We start from the raw sequence: 18,017 nt of genomic DNA on the forward strand, positions 1-18,017 counted from the left end.
GCCGATAATGCCGCCTCGCGGGCGCTGGTCGCAGCACACAAGGCGTGGAAGGCCATCAGCGCAGCCTGACAGGCACGAGCGGCGACGGGTACAATCCGCGCCCTACTCCCCGCCCCTTCTTCTTCCTCTGCCGGAGTCACCGGCCAGGATTACCGCCATGATTCGCATCAACGAGCTGTCCCTGCCCCTCGATCATTCCGCCGATGAGCTGCGCCAGGCCATCGTCAAACGCCTGAACATCAACGACGCCGATCTGCTGAATTTCACCGTATTCAAGCGCAGCTACGATGCCCGGAAGAAGAACAGCGTCATTCTGTTCATCTACATCATCGATCTGGAGGCCCGCGACGAGGCGGCCGTCCTGGCGCGTTTTGCCGATGACCACAACGTGCGTCCAGCGCCGGACACCAACTACTACCCTGTAGGCCAGGCGCCAGCCAATCTGAGCGAGCGACCGCTGGTGGTGGGCTTCGGCCCCTGCGGATTGTTCGCCGCGCTGCTGCTCGCACAGATGGGCTTCAAGCCCATCGTGCTGGAGCGCGGCAAGGATGTACGCAGCCGTACCAAGGACACCTGGGCGCTGTGGCGCAAGAAGGTCCTGACGCCGGAATCCAACGTGCAGTTCGGCGAGGGCGGCGCGGGGCTGTTCTCGGACGGCAAGCTCTACAGCCAGATCAAGGACCCCAAGTTCTACGCGCGCAAGGTGGTGCACGAGTTCGTTCGTGCCGGCGCACCGGCCGAGATCATGTATGTGAGCAAGCCGCACATCGGTACCTTCCGCCTTACCGGCGTGGTCTCGACCATGCGCGAGGAGATCATCGCCCTCGGCGGCGAAGTACGCTTCGAGAGCAAAGTGACCGACCTCGTGATCAACGATGGCCAGCTCGAAGGCGTGGTGCTGGCCAGCGGCGAGACGATCAAGAGTCGCCATGTGGTGCTGGCGCTGGGGCACAGCTCCCGCGATACCGTGCGCATGCTGCATCGCCAGGGCGTGTTCATCGAGGCCAAGCCGTTTGCCATCGGTTTCCGCATCGAACACCCGCAGGGCATGATCGACCAGGCCCGGCTGGGCAAGTACGCCGGCCATCCGGAGCTGGGTGCTGCGGACTACAAGCTGGTGTACCACGCCAAGAACGGCCGTGCGGTTTACAGCTTCTGCATGTGCCCGGGCGGCACCGTCGTGGCCGCCACGTCCGAGCCGGGGCGCGTGGTGACCAACGGCATGAGCCAGTATTCGCGCAATGAGCGCAATGCCAATGCCGGCATCGTCGTTGGCATCAACCCTGAGCAGGATTTCCCTGGCGATCCGCTGGCCGGCTTAGCACTGCAGGAGCGTCTGGAGTCGCGCGCTTATGAGCTGGGTGGCAACGATTACTGCGCCCCCGCGCAATTGGTCGGCGACTTCATTCGCGGCGTGCCATCTACCGCGTTCGGCGAGGTCGAGCCCTCCTACAAACCGGGCGTGCGCCTGGGCGATCTGGCGCCGTCGCTGCCCGAGTATGCAATCGAGGCGATCCGCGAAGCGCTGCCGGCGTTCGGCAAGCAGATCCGCGGCTTCGATCGTGCTGATGCGGTGCTTACCGGCATCGAAACCCGCACCTCGTCGCCGGTGCGCATCACCCGTGACAACGAGACGTTGCAAAGCCTCAACCTGCGCGGTCTGTATCCGGCCGGTGAAGGCGCCGGTTACGCCGGCGGCATTCTCTCGGCAGGCGTGGATGGCATCAAGGTTGCCGAGGCGCTGGCCAAGTCGATGCTGGCTGAAGTGGAACACACCGAAGTGCAGAGCAACTGAGCGCCGCCCTGATGAAATTCGACGACATCAAGAAGCTGCACCAGAAAAAGTACCGGACCGAGTTCGGGCATTTTCTGGTGGAGGGCGAGCATCTGGTGCTGGAGCTGCAGAAGGCGGGCTTGCATAACCCGCTGCTGCAACGCAGCGAGCTGTATGTGACCAGCGCCTACGAGCACTGGCAAAGCCCGTTCAAGACCCACCTGATCAGCGATCGCCAGATGGCGCAGATCGCCGATACCAAGACCCCGCAGGGCATCGTTGCGCTGGTGCCGATGCCAGCGACAGGCGCGCCGGTTGCTGCGCCGCTCGCGGGCGAGCGCGCCATCTACCTGCATCAAATCCAGGACCCGGGCAACCTCGGCACCATCCTGCGCACGCTGGCGTGGTTCGGTGGTTTTCGCTGCCTGCTCAGCCCCGGCAGCGTCGACCCGTACAACCCCAAGGTCGTGCGTTCGAGCATGGGCGCTATCTTTCATGCGCCGATGGAGCTGGATGTGGAGCTGGATTCGTTGCACACCCGCTTCCAGCGCATCGCCTGCCTGGATATGAGCGGCGAGCCGGTGCAATCGGCGAGTTTCCGCGCCTTCGATTGCTACCTGTTCGGGAACGAAGCCCGCGGCGTGCCACGCGAACAGCTGGCCTCACTCAAAGCCCAGCCATTCACGATTCCCGGGTGTGGCGCCATCGAATCGCTGAATCTGGCGGCAACAGTCAACATGTGCGCGTACGAATTGAGCAGATAGCCGCTGCTTGAGGTGGGCTGCACTATGCAGCCTGCTCGCCGCCCAGGGGTATGCGCACCGTGAACGTGGTGCCGCTACCGGCCATCGACTCAAACTCGATACTGCCGTGGTGAGCATCGACTATGGCGGATGCGATATACAGTCCAAGGCCGAGCCCCGCGCCCGCACCGTACTCGGCGTTGCCGCTCTGGATGTGACGCACCATCGGATTGAAGAGGCTGCTTTTTGCCGATTCGGCGATGGGCCGGCCGACGTTGTGAACCGTCAGCGCGGCGATCCCCTCATCGCTTTTCAGGCTGACCGTAATCGGTGTCCCCGCCTCGCCATGCTCGACGGCGTTGCCAATCAGGTTGGCAATCACCTGCTCCATTCGCGATTTATCGAACTGCCCAGGAAGGCTCGGCTCCGACTGCAGGACGATCTGTCGGTCGGGGTTGAACGCCCTCGCCTCTTCAACCATGCCTTCACACGCGTGCGCCAGATCTTCGCTGTCCATGCGCACCGGAATGCCTACGCCTGAGTGCGTGCGGGTAAAGTCCAACAGGTCGCCGACGATCTTGATGGAGCGTTTCACGCTCGTATAGATACGCGACACGTTGATGGTCGGCTTTGGAGGCAGATCCCCTGTGCGTAGCAGTACGTCAGCACTCAGCAATATGGCGCCGAGGGGGCTTCGCAGGTCGTGGCCCAATATGCCGAGAAAGACATTTCGCGCGGCATCCACTGCGTCCGCATAGCAGACCACAGACTCGGCGAGGGCCTGATCGATCGCTTCGTTGAAGCGGATGATGTCCGAAATCTCGTGCTCTTTCGACGTTGCATCGGACGACATCCACAGGACCAGCACACTGGTGCGCAATGCCCGGTACTCGGCGATGACCTGCGCGATCGTGAAGCCCGACGAGTAGCGGATGTCAGCGTGGGTTTCCGCGGGAGTGGCATCTCGTGACGGCGACGCCTTCCCATGGGATTTGGCGATCCGCACCTTCACCGATTGGGCCGTGCGCAGATCGGCGGCGATCGCCAGCAACATCTGCTCCGCATGGTCCCGCAACGCCACCGAATCCATGCCGTTGGCGGCGGGTGTCATCGTCTTGGCGAAGTCTTCCCACTGCTGAAGGATGGGTTCGATGTTTTCCAGAATGAAATCGGCCAAGCGCATGGTTTGCTCCTCGTGACTGAAACGGATGGTTGTAGCGACGACAGGTGTGTCAGTGAGGAGCGGAAGCCGAGACTACAGGGAAGCAGCGCCAGCAGTAGTAACTTTTAGCTGGCCGGTTTGCGTGAACGCGCTTGCTCATATCGGGCTACCAGCATTCGCGGATAACAGCCGAAAAATAAAGCTGCCCTTTGCGCGAGTTAACAGTTTTGCGCTTGTCGCGGTGCCGGTCGATGACAGCCCTACGAGCCCCACGCATCATGCTCGCTCGACGTCGTGCCGCAGGCCCTCGCATGCAACCTACCCTTTCTGATTCATTGCTGGACTACGCCGGGCAAAGCTCGCCAGGGCGCAGGCGCAGCCATAATGAAGATGCACTGCTCTGCGCGCCGGAGCTGGGGCTCTGGGCCATCGCCGACGGCATGGGTGGGCATCAATGCGGGGAGGTTGCAAGCAGCCTGGCACTGTCTGCGCTGCAGCAGGCGATCGAGGACGGCGATCCGCTGCAGACAGCGGTTCAGCACGCCAACCAGGCAGTACTTGACGCGGCTGTGGACGACGGCATGGGCACCACGCTGGTCGCAGCACATTTCAAGGGTGCCGACTTCGAACTCACCTGGGTCGGCGACAGCCGCGCCTATCTGGTCACCGCCAACGGTATCGAGCAGCTTACGCGGGACCATAGTTGGGTGCAGATGATGATCGACGCCGGGGAGCTGAAGCCGGCCGAGGCTCAAGGCCACGCCTGGCGCAACATCATCCTGCGCTGTCTGGGACGCGAGGCGCCGCTGGAAGTCGGTGCCCACAGCGGCACCCTCAAGCCCGGCGAGCTGCTGCTGCTATGCAGTGACGGCCTGACCAACGAGCTGACCGACGCGCAGATCCACGCCAGCTGCACCTTTGCCGATACCCTCGAGAACCTGGTGGAACAGCTGATCGACCAGGCCAATGAACACGGCGGCCGCGACAACATCTCCTGCATCGTCATCGGCCGCACCGCCCCCCTCCCGGCGGCCGAGTCCCGCGGGCGGCGCTTCATCAACATGCTGTTAAAACCCCTCAAGTCGTAAGCAAGCGCGAGTTTCTACAATGCATCGGATGCTGGAAATACCGGGCTATCGCCTGCACAAGCGGCTCGGAAAAGGCGGAATGGCCGAGGTCTACCTGGCCACCCAGCTGTCGCTGGATCGCGAGGTGGCCGTCAAGGTGCTGCTGCGCACGGAAGATGCAGCGTTCACCGAGCGCTTCATCCAGGAAGGCCATATCGTCGCCTCGCTACGCCACCCGGCGATCATCACCATCCACGACATCGGCCAGATCGCCGATGGCCGGCACTACCTGGCCATGGAATACCTCGGCGGCGGCGACCTGGCGCAACACCGCGGCATTGTCTTCTCACCATCGCGCGCGCTGGACATCATCCGTCAGCTGGCCGGCGGCCTGGCGGTGGTGCACGACGGCGGGCTAGTCCATAGAGACGTGAAGCCAGCCAATATCCTCTTCCGTGACGACGGCAGCGTGGTGCTCACCGACTTCGGCGTAGCCAAGGCCGTAGAGCTGGATAACGAGCTCACCCACTTCGGCATCGCCGTCGGCAGCCCTGCCTACAGCAGCCCGGAGCAGGCCCAGTGCCAGCCACTCGATGCGCGCAGCGACATCTACAGTCTGGGAGTGATACTCGCCGAGATGCTCACCGGGACCAACCCGTTCCGCGCCAGCAGCTATCCGCAAACCGTGCTCAACCACCTGCAGATGCCCTTGCCGCAACTGCCGCCAGCGCTCGCGCCCTACCAGCCACTGCTCGACCGCATGCTGGCCAAGCAGCCGGATGAGCGCTTCGGCAATTGCCGTGAGCTGCTGGCAGCCATCGACACGCTCACCGAGCCGGACATGGACCAGACCCGCATCGCACCGGCGGCATTCATCGAGGCGCCGACCAGACGCCGCCGTCGCCGTCGTGGCATCGGCCGCTGGGCGGTGATCGGTGCGGCGCTGATCGTGACAGTCGCCGCATTGGCCGCCGGCGGCTACCAGTGGCTGCAATACAGCCGCATCAACGACTACCTGACCCGCGCCGAGGCACGCCTGGATGAGGGGCAACTGACTGCACCGGCGTTCGACAATGCCGACTACTACTACCGCCAGGCCCTGCGCCTGGATTCCGACAATGCCGAGGCCCTCGACGGCATACGCCGCGTGCTCGATGCCCGCATCGCCCAGGCACTGGAACTGGCGGCGCAACGGCTGGCAAATGATCAATTGCTGCAACCCGCCGAAGACAGCGCGGTGCACTACTACCAGCAGGTGCTGGGCTGGTTGCCGGAAAACGAGGTGGCCCGCAACGGGCTGGTGCAGGTCAGCGAGCGTTATGTCGAGCTAGCCGAAGCAGCCTACGGGCGCCGCGAGTTCGCCCTGGCGCTGGAGTACATCCAGCAGGGGCTGGAAGCCACCCCGGACTATGCGCCCCTGCTCGCGCTGCACGACGCGCATGCTCAGCGGGTTGCCAAGGCCCGGGCGCCGCGCCCGGTGAAACGCACAACGGCCAGCACCTCACGCGCCGCGCCGACCAACACGCAGACCTCGCAAGCGCCAGCCAACCCAGTCAAGCGCCTGTGGAACCGGATATTCAACCAATAATTCGCCGAGTGCCGTTCGGCTCAGACCGTCGCCCGCTCCGCTAAAAGGTACCGCGCCATGCTCAGGATCCACTTCGCTGACAATCGCCAGAGTCCGGTCTGGCTTGCCGATGAACGCTTCACCCTCGGTTCGGACCGCAGCAACAAGCTGGTGGCCAACGACGCCGGGGTCGCGCCATTTCACGCCGAACTGCTGCTGGAAAACCGCTTCTATTACCTCACCGACCTCGGCACGCCTGGCGGCACCTACGTCAATGACGAGAAGGTCGGCGAGCGCTACCAGATTCGTTCCGGCGACCGCCTGCGCCTGGGCGCGCTGGAACTGCAGATCGTCGATCCGGCCAAGGCCGGCACCAAGGTGGCGAGCGCCCCGCGCTGGCTGTTGCAGGTGGTCAAGGGCGAGAACCAGGGCCACAAGTACCACATCACTGGCTCGATGACCTTCGGCCGCTCGGTCAAATGCGAGCTCTGCTTCAGCGATGCGGAACTGTCCCGCCGCCACGCCGAGTTCTATCTCAAGGGCGATGTGCTGGAAGTGAAGGACCTGGCCTCAGCGAACGGCCTGCTGGTGAACCGCGAGAAGGTCACGACCGCTGTGCTGCAGCCGGGCGACCAGATCCAGCTGGGCAATACCACACTGCTGGTGATCGGGCCCAAGGTCAGCACCCCGGAAGTCGTCGACGAAGACGCTACCGTATTCGTCTGCGCCACCGACCTGCCCACCACGGTCGCCCCCCAGCCGAAACCTTCCCGCCCCCGCCCTGCCACGCCGAACCCGCTGCACGCGGCGGCACCTGTTGCCGCCGCTCCTGCTCGTGAGCCAGGTAAATCCGCATGGCGCCTTGGCATGCTGCTCGGCGCGCTGGGGCTGGCCATTGTCGCCGGGCTGGTTGCGCAGCAGATGATCTAGCAACTAACAGGCTTGAGCGGCGGCCATGCAGTGCCGCTTTCTGCCCTAGCAGCCGGCGCCTGCCCGATGAAACCTCGGCACCTTCTCAATCTCTACCGAACGCTACCCTCGTCCCCGACGCAGCGCCCGCAATCCTTCGAGGACCAACACCACAATCGCCGCCCAGATCGCCCCGTAGGTCAGCCACTGGTCCGGCGCGATGCTCTCGCCAAGCAGCAGCGCCACGACCACCAACAGTACCGGCTCGACATAGCTGAGCAGGCCGAACAGGGTCAGGCTGAGGTATTTGCTGGCGTTGATCATCAGCCCCAACGCCAGCGCGCTGAGCGCGCCCAGGCCGGCGATCAGCAATGGCAGGCGGGGGTTGCCGGCAAGCAGGTTCAACGTGTCACCGCTGCCTAGGACGAACAGCGCAGCAACCGGCAGGCTGATGACCAGGTCCACCCAGAGCCCGCCAAGACTGGCGGTGCCGAGCTTGCGGCGCAGAACGAAGTAGCACGGGTAACCCAGGGCAACGGCGAGTACCGGCCATGACAGTGACGAAGCCAGTAGCAGCTGATTGCCCACGCCTACAGCCGCCAGCAGACAGGCCAGGCGTTGCAATCGACTGATCGTTTCGCCGAAAACCAGGCGCCCGGTAAGTACCAGTGTCAGCGGCAGCAGAAAGTAGCCGAGCGAAACGTCCAGCCCGTGGCCGTTGATCGGCGCCCACGTGAACAGCCACAGCTGCAAACCGACCAGCGCCGAAGACAGCGGCAGCGCTAGCCACAGTCGCGCCTCGGCCGGTACGCGTACAAGGATCTCGCGGACCTCGCCCCAGCGACCGATGGCGAGCAGTAGCAACGCCAGGCAGGGTGCGGTGAGCAGAATGCGCCAGCCGTAGATCTGCTGGCCGCTCAACGGCTCGAGCAGCGACGTGTAGTAATACAGCGTTGCGAAGAGCGTCGATGCGGCGAGCGAGCCGGCGACGCCCGCCAGCCTGTTGCGAGTTTCCATGGGCTTCCTGCGATTGACGATTCGTGCCAGCCCCGACCTCAGGGCTCGACCTGGCTCCACTGCTTGTTCAGGCGCTTGTCCGAAACCGCCATCCTGGTGCCAAGCTGCTGCGCCCAGAGCGAGACGCGATATTCCTCGAGCATCCAGCGATACAGCGCCAGCTCGGCATCGCGCTTGCCTTCCTGCAAGTGCTTCTTCAGGCGTGTCTGGTACTGCTCCCAGTAGCCGGCCAGCTCGCCGGACCAGACGCGATCACGCTGCAGCTGCGCACCGATCTTCTCGAAGCGTTGCTCGATGGCCTTGAGGTAGCGCGGGTACTCCTTCAGCCACTCGGCAGGCGTTTCGCGAACAAAGCCCGGATAGACAAGGTTGCCCAGCTGCGCCTTGATGTCGTTCAGCGCCACCGCCTGGGCCAGGTCGATCTTGCCCTTGAAGCGCTTCTGCAGGCCGTGCCAGTGCTTGAGGATTTCCAGCGTCAGGCGCGCCAGACGCTCGGCATGCGCCGCCCAGTCGCCGCGCTTGCGCTCGGCCAGTGACGCCAGGGCTGCGCCATCACGCGGCAACTGGGCTTCACCGTCGAGGATGCAGCTGCCCAGGCTCGCCAGGAGGATATCCTCGACCAGCCCGTCGACCTTGCCCATGTCGCGGTAGAGCAGGCCCAGCTCAGTGAGCCCCGGCAGCTTGTTGCGCAGGTATCTGGCCGGCTCCGCCAATTGCTGCAGCAACAAGCGCTGCAACGCGCGACGGTGTTGCCAGTCAGCTTCGGCCTGAGTCGGGAAACGTCCTTCCTTGACCACCCCGCCCTCTTCCACCAGCGCCGGATAGACCGTCATCGACAGCCCGGCCATCTTCGCCTGGGCCTTTTCCGCGATCTGGGCGAAGCCCTTGGCTTCGACCGGCTGCTGTTCGGCTTTCTGCTGCGGCGGCGCCAAGGCGGCCTGGCTGGCCTCGGCGAAGCGTGCAGTCAGCTCGGCCAGGTCACGACCTTCGCCGAGGAACTTACCGCGGGCATCGACCACTTCGATGTTCATCTTCAGATGGTTTTCCAGCCCGGCGGCCGCTTCGGCCCACGCTTCGTCCGATACGCGCGCGCCGGTCATGCGCAGCAGCTCGCGGCCCAGCGCCTCGGGCAACGAGCCTTCACCGAAGCTGATCTTGGCCAGCGCCGCGCCAACGAAATCCGGCACCGGCACGAAGTTCTTGCGCAGTGCCTTGGGCAGGTTGCGCACCAGCGCTACGGCTTTGGTTTGCAGCAGCCCCGGCACCAACCAGTCGAGCCGCTCGCTGCGCAACTGTGGCAGCAACGGCGCCGGTACGCGCAGGGTGACGCCATCGCGCGGGTGGTTGGGCTCGAAATGGTATTCCAGCGGCAACTGCAGCTCGCCGATGCGCAGGTAATCCGGATACTGCGCGGCGGTGACCTCGCTGGCCTCGCGGGCGAGCACGTCTTCCTCGCGCATGATCAGCAGCTGCGAGTCCTTGGCGCTTTCGCGCTTGTACCAGTTCTCGAAGCTGGCGGTCTGGTAAATGTCCGTCGGCAGGCGCGCATCGTAGTAGTCGAACAGCGTTTCCTCGTCGGCGAGGATGTCGCGTCGCCGCGCCTTGGCTTCCAGTTCGTCGAGGCGTTCGAGCAGTTCGCGATTGGCACTGAGGGCGCGCGCACGGCTGTGCATCTCTCCACGCACCAGCCCTTCGCGGATGAACAGCTCGCGGGCCGCCGGCGGATCGATCGGCCCGTAGTGCACTGGCCGGCGGCCAAAGACGATCATTCCGTAGAGCGTCACCTGCTCGTAGGCCACCACCTGCCCGCGCTTCTTCTCCCAGTGCGGCTCGAAGTGGTTCTTCTTGATCAGGTGCCCGGCCAGCGGCTCGATCCAGTCCGGCTCGATCTTGGCAACCATGCGCGCGAACAGCTTGGTGGTCTCCACCAGCTCGGCGGCCATCAGCCAGTTGGGTTTCTTGCGCCCGATCACGCTGGATGGATGCACCCAGAAGCGCCGCTGGCGCGCGCCGAGGAAGTCGCCCTCCTCGGTCTTGTTGCCGATCTGGCTGAGCAGGCCGGCGAGGATGGCCTTGTGCACCGCCGCGTAGCCCTTGGCCTTCTGCGCCGCCTCGCTGGCTTCGGCCTGCTGGCGGAGGATGACGTTGACCTTGGTGTCCTTGGTCGGTACGGGTTGGGCGCTGGCCCCGGCCGGACGCGTGGAAGAGGCTTCGCCGTCTTCCACCCTACGTGCCTTATCGGCACGCGGTGGTTGTCCGGAGCCATCCACCGACCTGCCCGAACCAAGCTTGAGTTCTCGGGCAATCAGAGTCAGCTGGCGATGCGCGTCACGCCACTCGCGCAGACGCAGATAGTTGAGGAAATTCTTCCGGCACCAGCTGCGCAGCGGGTTGGAGCCTAGCTCCTGGCGCTTTTCCTCAAAACCGCGCCAGATATTGATCAGCGCGGCGAAGTCCGAGTCGGGGTCCTTCCACTGCGCATGGGCCTGATCGGCGGCCTGCTGGCGGTCGGCCGGACGTTCGCGCACGTCCTGCACTGAGAGTGCGCTGGCAACGATCAGGACTTCGGCGAGGCTGCCCTGCTGTGCGGCTTCGAGAAGCATGCGACCCAGTCGCGGGTCGATCGGCAGGCGCGCCAGCTGGCGACCCAGCGGGGTCAGCTGATTCTCGCGGTTGACCGCCGAAAGTTCCTGCAAGAGGTTGAAGCCATCACTGATGGCCTTGCCATCCGGCGGCTCGATAAAGGGGAAATCCTGGATGTCGCCCAGGCGCAGATGCAGCATCTGCAGGATCACCGCGGCGAGGTTGGTGCGCAGGATCTCCGGATCGGTGAATTCCGGCCGGCCGAGAAAATCCTCCTCGCTGTAAAGCCGAATGCAGATACCCGGCTCGACCCGCCCGCAGCGCCCCTTGCGTTGGTTGGCGCTGGCCTGGGACACCGCCTCGATCGGCAGCCGCTGAACCTTGGCGCGGTAGCTGTAGCGGCTGATGCGCGCGGTACCGGAATCGATCACGTAGCGGATACCGGGCACGGTCAGCGAAGTCTCGGCGACGTTGGTGGCCAGCACGATCTTGCGCCCCGGTCGCGGCTGGAAAATCTTCTGCTGCTCGGCCGGCGTCAGCCGCGCATACAGCGGCAGCACCTCGGTGAACTTCAGATAGGCCTTGCGCAGCACCTCGGCCGCGTCGCGAATTTCGCGTTCGCCGGGGAGGAACACCAGCACATCGCCGGGGCGCTTGCCGACGCTCTGCTCGTGGGCGGCGATCTCGTCCAGCGCGGCGAGGATGCCCTGGTCGACGGTCAGGTCGTCCTCCACCCGGTTGCCGTCCTCGTCGATCTCGGCCGCCAGTGGCCGATACCAGGTCTCCACCGGGTAGGTACGCCCGGACACCTCGACGATGGGCGCACCGTCGAAATGCTCGCTAAAACGCTGCAGGTCGATGGTCGCCGAGGTGATGATGACCTTCAGATCCGGCCGGCGCGGCAGCAGGGTCTTGAGAAAGCCGAGTAGGAAGTCGATGTTCAGCGAACGCTCGTGGGCCTCGTCGACGATGATGGTGTCGTAACGCTCGAGGAAGCGGTCGTGCTGCGTCTCGGCCAGCAGGATGCCGTCGGTCATCAGCTTGATCAGCGAGCTGTCCTTGCTCTGATCCTCGAAACGCACCTGATAACCCACCAGCTCACCGAGTGGCGTGCCGATTTCCTCTGCCACCCGCGTGGCGACGCTGCGCGCTGCGAGCCGGCGCGGCTGGGTATGGCCGATCAGCCCGTGCACGCCACGGCCGATCTCCAGGCAGATTTTCGGCAGCTGCGTGGTCTTGCCCGAGCCGGTCTCACCGGCGATCACCAGCACCTGGTGCTTTTCCAGCGCGGCCTTGATCTCGTCGCGCTTGGCGGCGATTGGCAGGCTATCGTCGTAGCGAATGCGCGGCACACTCTGCCTGCGCGCCTCAACCTTGGCCACCGAAGCCTGGAAGCGCTCCAGCCACTGGGCCAGTTTGGCCTCGTCCGGCTGCTTTCTCAGCTCGTGCAGCTGCCGGCGCAGGCGGTGGCGATCAGCGAACAGGGCCTGGTCGAGATTCTTTAGCAGGGTATCGATAGCGGGCGTTGCGTCGGTCATGGACAGCCGTGGGGCAATTCGAGAAGGGCGCGATTGTCGCAGATTTGCCCGGCCGGCCGAAGGGAAAGGGTGTGTGCAGGGACCGCGCCGGCATGCCGGCGCGGTGTTCAGCCGATCAACGGATCCAGTGACCCCAGCGCGACTTCTCCTGCACCTGCTGGATGCGCATGCTGCCGATGCTCTGCTCCGCCGCCGCCGCGGCGATCTCGTCATCAATCATCCGGGTCGAAAGCGACAGCCAGCTGGTGGCGAAGGCCAGCGCGTCACCGTGCAACTCCAGCGCCTCGGTGGAGATGTTGCCCAGGTTGTCGCATTCGTTGTGATAGCACGGATCGAACGGCTGGCCGGCTGCGCCGCCGTAACGCTGCGCCTGCTCCTCGGTCTTGATGTCCTCGGCGCCTGTGAACAGTCCGCCGAAGGCGATGCCGTCCTCGAAGAACTGCGCGTAGTCGGAGCGGAAGTCGATCTCGGTGCCTTCAGACGGCGCGTTGCGCAGCTGGAAGTAGGTGCGCAGCAGGCGTTCGATGGCGGCCGAGCCGGGTGGCCCCTGCAGGCCGAAGTCGGAGCCATCGCCGTCATAGATGAAGTTGGCATAGTTCGGCGAACCGATCATGTCGACGTTCAGATAGGCCTTGATGCGCTGTTTCTCCTCGTCCGGTAGCTGCGTGACGTAGTAGGTCGAGCCCACCAGGCCGGATTCCTCCGCACCCCACCAGGCAAAGCGCACCTTGTTTTCGGGCCGCGCCTTGCTCATCAGCAGCGCCATTTCCAGCAGCGCGGCGCTGCCCGAGCCGTTGTCATTGATGCCCGCCCCTTCGAACACCGAGTCCAGGTGCGCGCCGACCATGACCACGTTGCCCGGATCGCCGCGGCGCGTTTCGGCCAGCAGGTTGTAGGTCTCGGTCTGCTCGCGCATCACGTCGACGTTCATGCTCAGTTGCAGCCCCGCGGTCTGCGACCAGGCCACGCCGTTATCGTAGGTCGAGAACATCACCGGGATGCCGCCGCTGTAGTCCTCGCCCAGGGTTGCGACCAGCAGCCCCTTGCGGTCCTCGGTGTCCCCCTGGTTGAAGATGATGGCGCCAGCCGCACCGGCCGACGCGGCATTGCTAGCCTTCTGCCCGAATGGACAGGCGCCGCGCTGCATCAAGGCAATGGCACCGGCCGGGAAGCCGGCGAAGTCCTCGGGCTCACAGCCGCTGGTGGAGGTGTTGCCAGCGCCGAGAGCCAGGTCGACCGGCACCACCGGTGCGGTGACATTGCCCGGATCGGTCTGATCGGCGTAGGTGAAATCCTCCTCCCAGACGTACTGGGCCGGCTGCGGCGCCACGGCGCTCAGCGTGCCGGGGCTGACCGGATAGAACGCAAGGAACGGGAAGGCCTGCACTTCGACGCGATAACCGGCGCGCTGCAGGCGGCTGCGCACGTAGTCGATCGACGCCTGATAACCGGGCTGACCGGACGCACGATTGCCGTCGTTCATCATGGCGATGTCCTGCAACGCCTCCAGGTGCTTCATGACGTTGCTCGCCTGCATGCAGCGCGGCAAACCGACCGGAGTGCCGACCAGCAAGGGCGAACGGCACAACGCCGCGTTGGGCTTGTCCGGCGTCCAGAAGTCGTTGAATTGCAGGGTGTCTACCTGCGGCGCCGCAAACGCGACGCTGCCGGTAAGTAATGCGAGAGAAGCAACTACCCGAACAGCATTGTTTTTTTTGTGCATGGGTAACTCATCCTTGCAACGGATTGATGGGCAGGCCGCCTGTGGCTTGCGCCATCGTCCCCTACTGCTTTCAGCGGACGCGGCCATAGGGAGCTAGACCGAACGGCCGCCGTCTCGGTTCTGAGACAGCCGCCCGCCGGTAGCACCGTTGATCGGGTTGGAGGGAACTTCATCGAGGCGCTTCAGTGGCACCTGGCGGAGCGGCGCTGGAATCAGCGCTGTTCAGCAACGGCGACAGGCGTTGCACCTGCGGCCGGAGAACGTCGAATCAGATTCGGAACTGACCGACCAGCTGCTGCAGCTGCACGGTCAGTCCATTCAGCTCGCGGGAGGTCTGGGCTCCCTGAGCGGCGTCGCTGGCCACACCGTCCACCGCATCGGCAATGTGGTGCACGCTGCGGTTGATCTCTTCCGCGACGGCGGTCTGCTCCTCGGCGGCGGCGGCGATCTGCGCGTTCATCGAGTTGATGGTGCCGATCAGTGCGGAGATGGCATCCAGTGACTCACCGGCCTGGTTGGCCTGGTCACGGGTGCTCTCGCCTTTCTCGCCAGCGCGCAACATGGTGGTGACGGTGTTGGAAGTGGCGCTCTGCAGACGGTCGATCATGCCCTGGATTTCACCGGTGCTCTGCTGGGTACGGCTGGCGAGGGCACGTACTTCGTCGGCGACCACGGCGAAACCGCGACCTGCCTCACCGGCACGGGCTGCCTCGATGGCCGCATTGAGCGCCAGCAGGTTGGTCTGCTCGGCGATGGCGCGGATCACGTCAAGCACACCAACGATGCCTTTCACGTCCTGCTGCAGCCCTTCCAGCGACTCACCGCTACCACGCAGCTCGCCCACCAGTTCGTGAATGTGGCGGATGCTCTGATCGACTACCTGCTTGGCCGCAACGCCCTGCTGATCGGTCTGCTGCGCTGCTTCGGCGGCACGCTGGGCGCTCATCGCGACCTCGTGGGCCGCGGCCGACATCTCGTTGATCGCCGTGGCGACCTGATCGGTCTCGCTGCGCTGGTCGGCCATGGCCTGTTCCGAGCGCTGCGCCTGGCTGGCCACCGCACCGACCAGCCCGCTCAATTGCGTGGTGGTGCCGGCGACCTGCTGTACCAGTGAATGGATCTTCTCGACGAAGCGGTTGAACGACATGGCCAGCTCACCCAGTTCATCCTGGCTGGTGATCGGTAGTCGCTGGGTCAGGTCGCCGTCGCCCTGGGCCATGTCATCCAGATTGCGCTTGATCAGCAGCAGCGGACTGAGCAGGGCATTGCTCATGAAGACGGCTAGCAGCGCCATCAACGCCAGCAGCGCGAACGCCGAAACCAGCATGATGGCTACCAGCCCGTCGATGCGCTCCTGAAACTCTGCCCGCGCGGCCTGCACGTCGCGCTCGACGCCATCCAGGTTCAACGATGTGCCGAAGACCATGTTCCATTTGGGCAGGAATTCGGCATAGCCGACCTTGGGCACCAGCACACTGCTGTCACCCAGCACGAAGCTGTAGTCGACGTAGTGGCTGCCGTCCTGGCCGGCGCGCACCAGCTCGCGAATGGCGTAGACACCGTTCGGGTCACGGTAGTCGTAGAAGCTCTGGCCGATCTTGTCCTTGGTGTTGCCCTGCAGGATGCGCACGGCCTGGGAGTCATAGCCCCAGAAATAGCCGTCCTTGCCATAGGACATCCGCTCGAGAATGGCCACCGCCTGATCGCGCGCCTGCATGTCGCCTTCGGCGGAGCGCTCGTGGATCGGCCCGATGGCATTGCGCGCAAGCTCGACGTAATGCTTGAGCTCGGCACGCCGATCCTGAATGAGGCTCTTGCGGGTGTGCTCTTCCTGCTGTTCGGCCAGTGCGCGCAATTCATAGACGGCGATGCCGCTGAGGAGGATGGAGAGCAGTAGAATCGGGCCCAGCGTGAGCAACAGCAGCTTCATTCGTAAACGAAGATTGGAGAGCATTCTGATCGATTCCTTTAGGTACTTGTAGCAAGAGAAATTGCGACAAAAAACAGGCGCCACTTAAGCACCAATTGCGCAAGTACCTTCGGGTTGTCGACCTGGCGGGAGCTTTCTTTACCCCATGAACGACGAAACCCTGCCTGGCAGGGTTTCGCAATGGCCCGTCCTAGAGCGGCTTATCGATCAGATACGGAACTGTCCCACCAGCCGCTGGAGCTGTTCCGCCAGACCATTGAGTTCACGTGCGGTTTGCGCGCCCTGGGCGGCATCGCTGGCCACACCGTCCACCGCGTCGGCGATATGGTGCACGCTGCGGTTGATCTCCTCGGCCACGGCGGTCTGCTCTTCGGCGGCGGCGGCGATCTGCGCGTTCATCGAATTGATGGTGCCGATCAGTGCGGAGATGGCATCCAGCGACTCCCCGGCCTGATTGGCGTGATCACGGGTACTCTCGCCTTTCTCACCGGCGCGCAGCATGGTGCTGACGGTGTTCGAAGTTGCGTTCTGCAGGCGATCGATCATGCCCTGAATCTCGCCGGTGCTCTGCTGCGTGCGGCTGGCCAGCGCCCTTACCTCGTCAGCCACCACCGCGAAGCCACGCCCCGCCTCGCCGGCACGGGCTGCCTCGATGGCGGCATTGAGCGCCAGCAGGTTGGTCTGCTCGGCAATGGCACGAATCACGTCGAGCACGCCGACGATGCCTTTCACGTCCTGTTGCAGCCCCTCCAGCGACTCGCCGCTGCCGCGCAGCTCGCCCACCAGTTCGTGAATCTGGTGAATGCTCTGGTCTACGACCTGCTTGGCCGCAAGGCCCTCCTGATCGGTTTCGCGTGCGGCCTCGGCGGCACGCTGGGCGCTCATCGCCACTTCGTGGGCAGCGGCCGACATCTCGTTGATTGCCGTGGCCACCTGGTCGGTTTCGCTGCGCTGATCGGCCATGGCGTGCTCCGAACGCTGTGCCTGGCTGGCGACTTCACCCACCAGGCCGGTCAGCTGCGCGGTGGTTCCAGCGACCTGTTGCACCAGCACGTGGATCTTCTCGACGAAGCGGTTGAACGATGCCGACAGCTCACCCAGCTCGTCACGGCTGGTAACCGGCAGGCGATGAGTCAGGTCGCCATCGCCCTCGGCCATGTCGTCGAGGTTCTGCTTGATCTGCAGCAGCGGCCGCAGAATGGCATTGCTCATCAGCACCGCGAGCACGGCAACGAGGATGAGCAGCAGCAGCGCGGATCCAAGCATGATCAGCGTGAGACTGTCGATGCGCGCCTGGAAGGCTGCCCGAGCCTCACCGACATCGCGCTCGACGTCATCCAGGTTCAGCGAAGTGCCGAATACCAGGTTCCATTTCGGCAGGTACTCGGCATAGCCGACCTTGGGCACCAGTGCATTGCTGCCCGGCACGGCGAAACTGTAGTCGACGTAGTGGCTACCGTTCTGACCCGCCTTGACCAGTTCACGAATCGCATACACGCCATTCGGGTCCTTGAAGTCGGCAAAGTTCTCACCGATACGCTCGCGGGTCGCGCCCTGGAACACGCGAACGGACTGCCCGTCGTAACCCCAGAAGTAGCCCTCGCGGCCGTAGGTCAGCCCTTCCAGCAGCGCCACGGCCTGATCGCGGGCCTGCAGGTTGCCTTCGGCGGAGCGCTCATAGATCGGCGCAATCGCATTGCGGGCGAGCTGCACGTAACTTTCGAGTTCGGCGCGTCGGTCGCGGATGAGACCGGCGCGGGTCTGCGTTTCCTGCTGGTCAGCCAGATCCTGCAGCTCGATCACCGCAACGCCGCTGAGCAGGACAGCGAGCAGCAGAATCGGGCCAAGGGCAAGCAAGAGCAGTTTCACTCGCAATCGTAGTGATGACAGCATCTGGAAATCCCCCATGAAAAACGCGGTTAAGTAGTGCCATTGTGCCACCGACTACATCACGAGGAGAACGCTACCAAGCGCTAATTCAAGCTGTGACGGGCGCTGCCGATG

The 18,017-nt window shown here is 64.3% G+C and carries 11 protein-coding genes; 5 read left to right on the forward strand and 6 right to left on the reverse strand.

Translation table 11 applies throughout. The features are described from left to right. The first annotated feature begins 157 nt into the window (after positions 1 to 157). Both BM275_RS12985 and BM275_RS12990 read left to right on the forward strand, forming a co-directional pair. Positions 158 to 1,795, forward strand: coding sequence for an NAD(P)/FAD-dependent oxidoreductase (locus BM275_RS12985; protein WP_090521565.1), 1,638 nt, complete (start codon positions 158 to 160; stop codon positions 1,793 to 1,795). An 11-nt stretch (positions 1,796 to 1,806) separates the two neighbouring features. Next, positions 1,807 to 2,538 carry a TrmH family RNA methyltransferase gene (locus BM275_RS12990; RefSeq protein ID WP_090521568.1) on the forward strand — a complete coding sequence of 244 codons (732 nt, stop codon included), beginning with the start codon at positions 1,807 to 1,809 and terminating at the stop codon, positions 2,536 to 2,538. Between the two features lie 22 nt (positions 2,539 to 2,560). Here the strand turns inward: BM275_RS12990 and BM275_RS12995 are convergent, their stop codons facing one another. Then, entirely contained in the window at positions 2,561 to 3,700 is a 1,140-nt protein-coding gene (locus tag BM275_RS12995) for a sensor histidine kinase (protein WP_045666616.1), read from the reverse strand. Between the two features lie 290 nt (positions 3,701 to 3,990). Here BM275_RS12995 and BM275_RS13000 point away from each other — a divergent pair, with 290 nt between their 5' ends. The 3 genes from BM275_RS13000 to BM275_RS13010 are packed head-to-tail and all read left to right on the forward strand — an operon-like array spanning position 3,991 to position 7,243. Then, the gene (locus tag BM275_RS13000) at positions 3,991 to 4,767 is read left to right on the forward strand and encodes a PP2C family protein-serine/threonine phosphatase (protein WP_090521572.1); all 777 of its coding nucleotides are present in this window, start codon (positions 3,991 to 3,993) and stop codon (positions 4,765 to 4,767) included. A 19-nt stretch (positions 4,768 to 4,786) separates the two neighbouring features. Continuing rightward, positions 4,787 to 6,334 carry a serine/threonine-protein kinase gene (locus tag BM275_RS13005; RefSeq protein WP_090521577.1) on the forward strand — a complete coding sequence of 516 codons (1,548 nt, stop codon included), beginning with the start codon at positions 4,787 to 4,789 and terminating at the stop codon, positions 6,332 to 6,334. Positions 6,335 to 6,391: 57 nt separating this feature from the next. Further along, positions 6,392 to 7,243, forward strand: coding sequence for an FHA domain-containing protein (locus BM275_RS13010; RefSeq protein WP_090521580.1), 852 nt, complete (start codon positions 6,392 to 6,394; stop codon positions 7,241 to 7,243). 102 nt (positions 7,244 to 7,345) lie between these two features. On the opposite strand, the gene rarD is transcribed toward BM275_RS13010, so the two are convergent. From rarD to BM275_RS13035, 5 genes are all read right to left on the reverse strand, one after another. Continuing rightward, positions 7,346 to 8,239, reverse strand: a complete 894-nt coding sequence (rarD, locus tag BM275_RS13015) for an EamA family transporter RarD (protein ID WP_090521583.1) — start codon at positions 8,237 to 8,239, stop codon at positions 7,346 to 7,348. 38 nt (positions 8,240 to 8,277) lie between these two features. Next, a complete protein-coding gene (hrpA, locus tag BM275_RS13020; protein WP_090521586.1) occupies positions 8,278 to 12,360 on the reverse strand; it encodes an ATP-dependent RNA helicase HrpA in 4,083 nt (1,360 codons plus the stop codon). Between the two features lie 115 nt (positions 12,361 to 12,475). Next, on the reverse strand, positions 12,476 to 14,083 hold the full coding sequence (locus tag BM275_RS13025; protein WP_090521588.1) for a M28 family metallopeptidase: 1,608 nt from the start codon (positions 14,081 to 14,083) through the stop codon (positions 12,476 to 12,478). A 268-nt stretch (positions 14,084 to 14,351) separates the two neighbouring features. Further along, positions 14,352 to 16,037, reverse strand: coding sequence for a methyl-accepting chemotaxis protein (locus BM275_RS13030; protein ID WP_090521592.1), 1,686 nt, complete (start codon positions 16,035 to 16,037; stop codon positions 14,352 to 14,354). A 183-nt stretch (positions 16,038 to 16,220) separates the two neighbouring features. Beyond that, positions 16,221 to 17,906 (reverse strand): methyl-accepting chemotaxis protein, encoded by a 1,686-nt coding sequence (locus BM275_RS13035; protein WP_090521696.1) that lies wholly within the window; start codon positions 17,904 to 17,906, stop codon positions 16,221 to 16,223. Positions 17,907 to 18,017 lie beyond the last annotated feature (111 nt).

It is taken from the genome of Stutzerimonas kunmingensis (assembly GCF_900114065.1).
In the GTDB taxonomy this organism is placed as follows: Bacteria; Pseudomonadota; Gammaproteobacteria; order Pseudomonadales; family Pseudomonadaceae; genus Stutzerimonas; species Stutzerimonas kunmingensis.

Coding starts and splice junctions, on each gene's coding strand:
- BM275_RS13030 (WP_090521592.1), bottom strand. CDS start 16,037: ATGCTCTCCAATCTTCGTTTACGAATGAAGCTGCTGTTGCTCACGCTG.
- hrpA (WP_090521586.1), bottom strand. CDS start 12,360: ATGACCGACGCAACGCCCGCTATCGATACCCTGCTAAAGAATCTCGAC.
- BM275_RS13000 (WP_090521572.1), top strand. CDS start 3,991: ATGCAACCTACCCTTTCTGATTCATTGCTGGACTACGCCGGGCAAAGC.
- rarD (WP_090521583.1), bottom strand. CDS start 8,239: ATGGAAACTCGCAACAGGCTGGCGGGCGTCGCCGGCTCGCTCGCCGCA.
- BM275_RS13010 (WP_090521580.1), top strand. CDS start 6,392: ATGCTCAGGATCCACTTCGCTGACAATCGCCAGAGTCCGGTCTGGCTT.
- BM275_RS13035 (WP_090521696.1), bottom strand. CDS start 17,906: ATGCTGTCATCACTACGATTGCGAGTGAAACTGCTCTTGCTTGCCCTT.
- BM275_RS13005 (WP_090521577.1), top strand. CDS start 4,787: ATGCATCGGATGCTGGAAATACCGGGCTATCGCCTGCACAAGCGGCTC.
- BM275_RS12985 (WP_090521565.1), top strand. CDS start 158: ATGATTCGCATCAACGAGCTGTCCCTGCCCCTCGATCATTCCGCCGAT.
- BM275_RS13025 (WP_090521588.1), bottom strand. CDS start 14,083: ATGCACAAAAAAAACAATGCTGTTCGGGTAGTTGCTTCTCTCGCATTA.
- BM275_RS12995 (WP_045666616.1), bottom strand. CDS start 3,700: ATGCGCTTGGCCGATTTCATTCTGGAAAACATCGAACCCATCCTTCAG.
- BM275_RS12990 (WP_090521568.1), top strand. CDS start 1,807: ATGAAATTCGACGACATCAAGAAGCTGCACCAGAAAAAGTACCGGACC.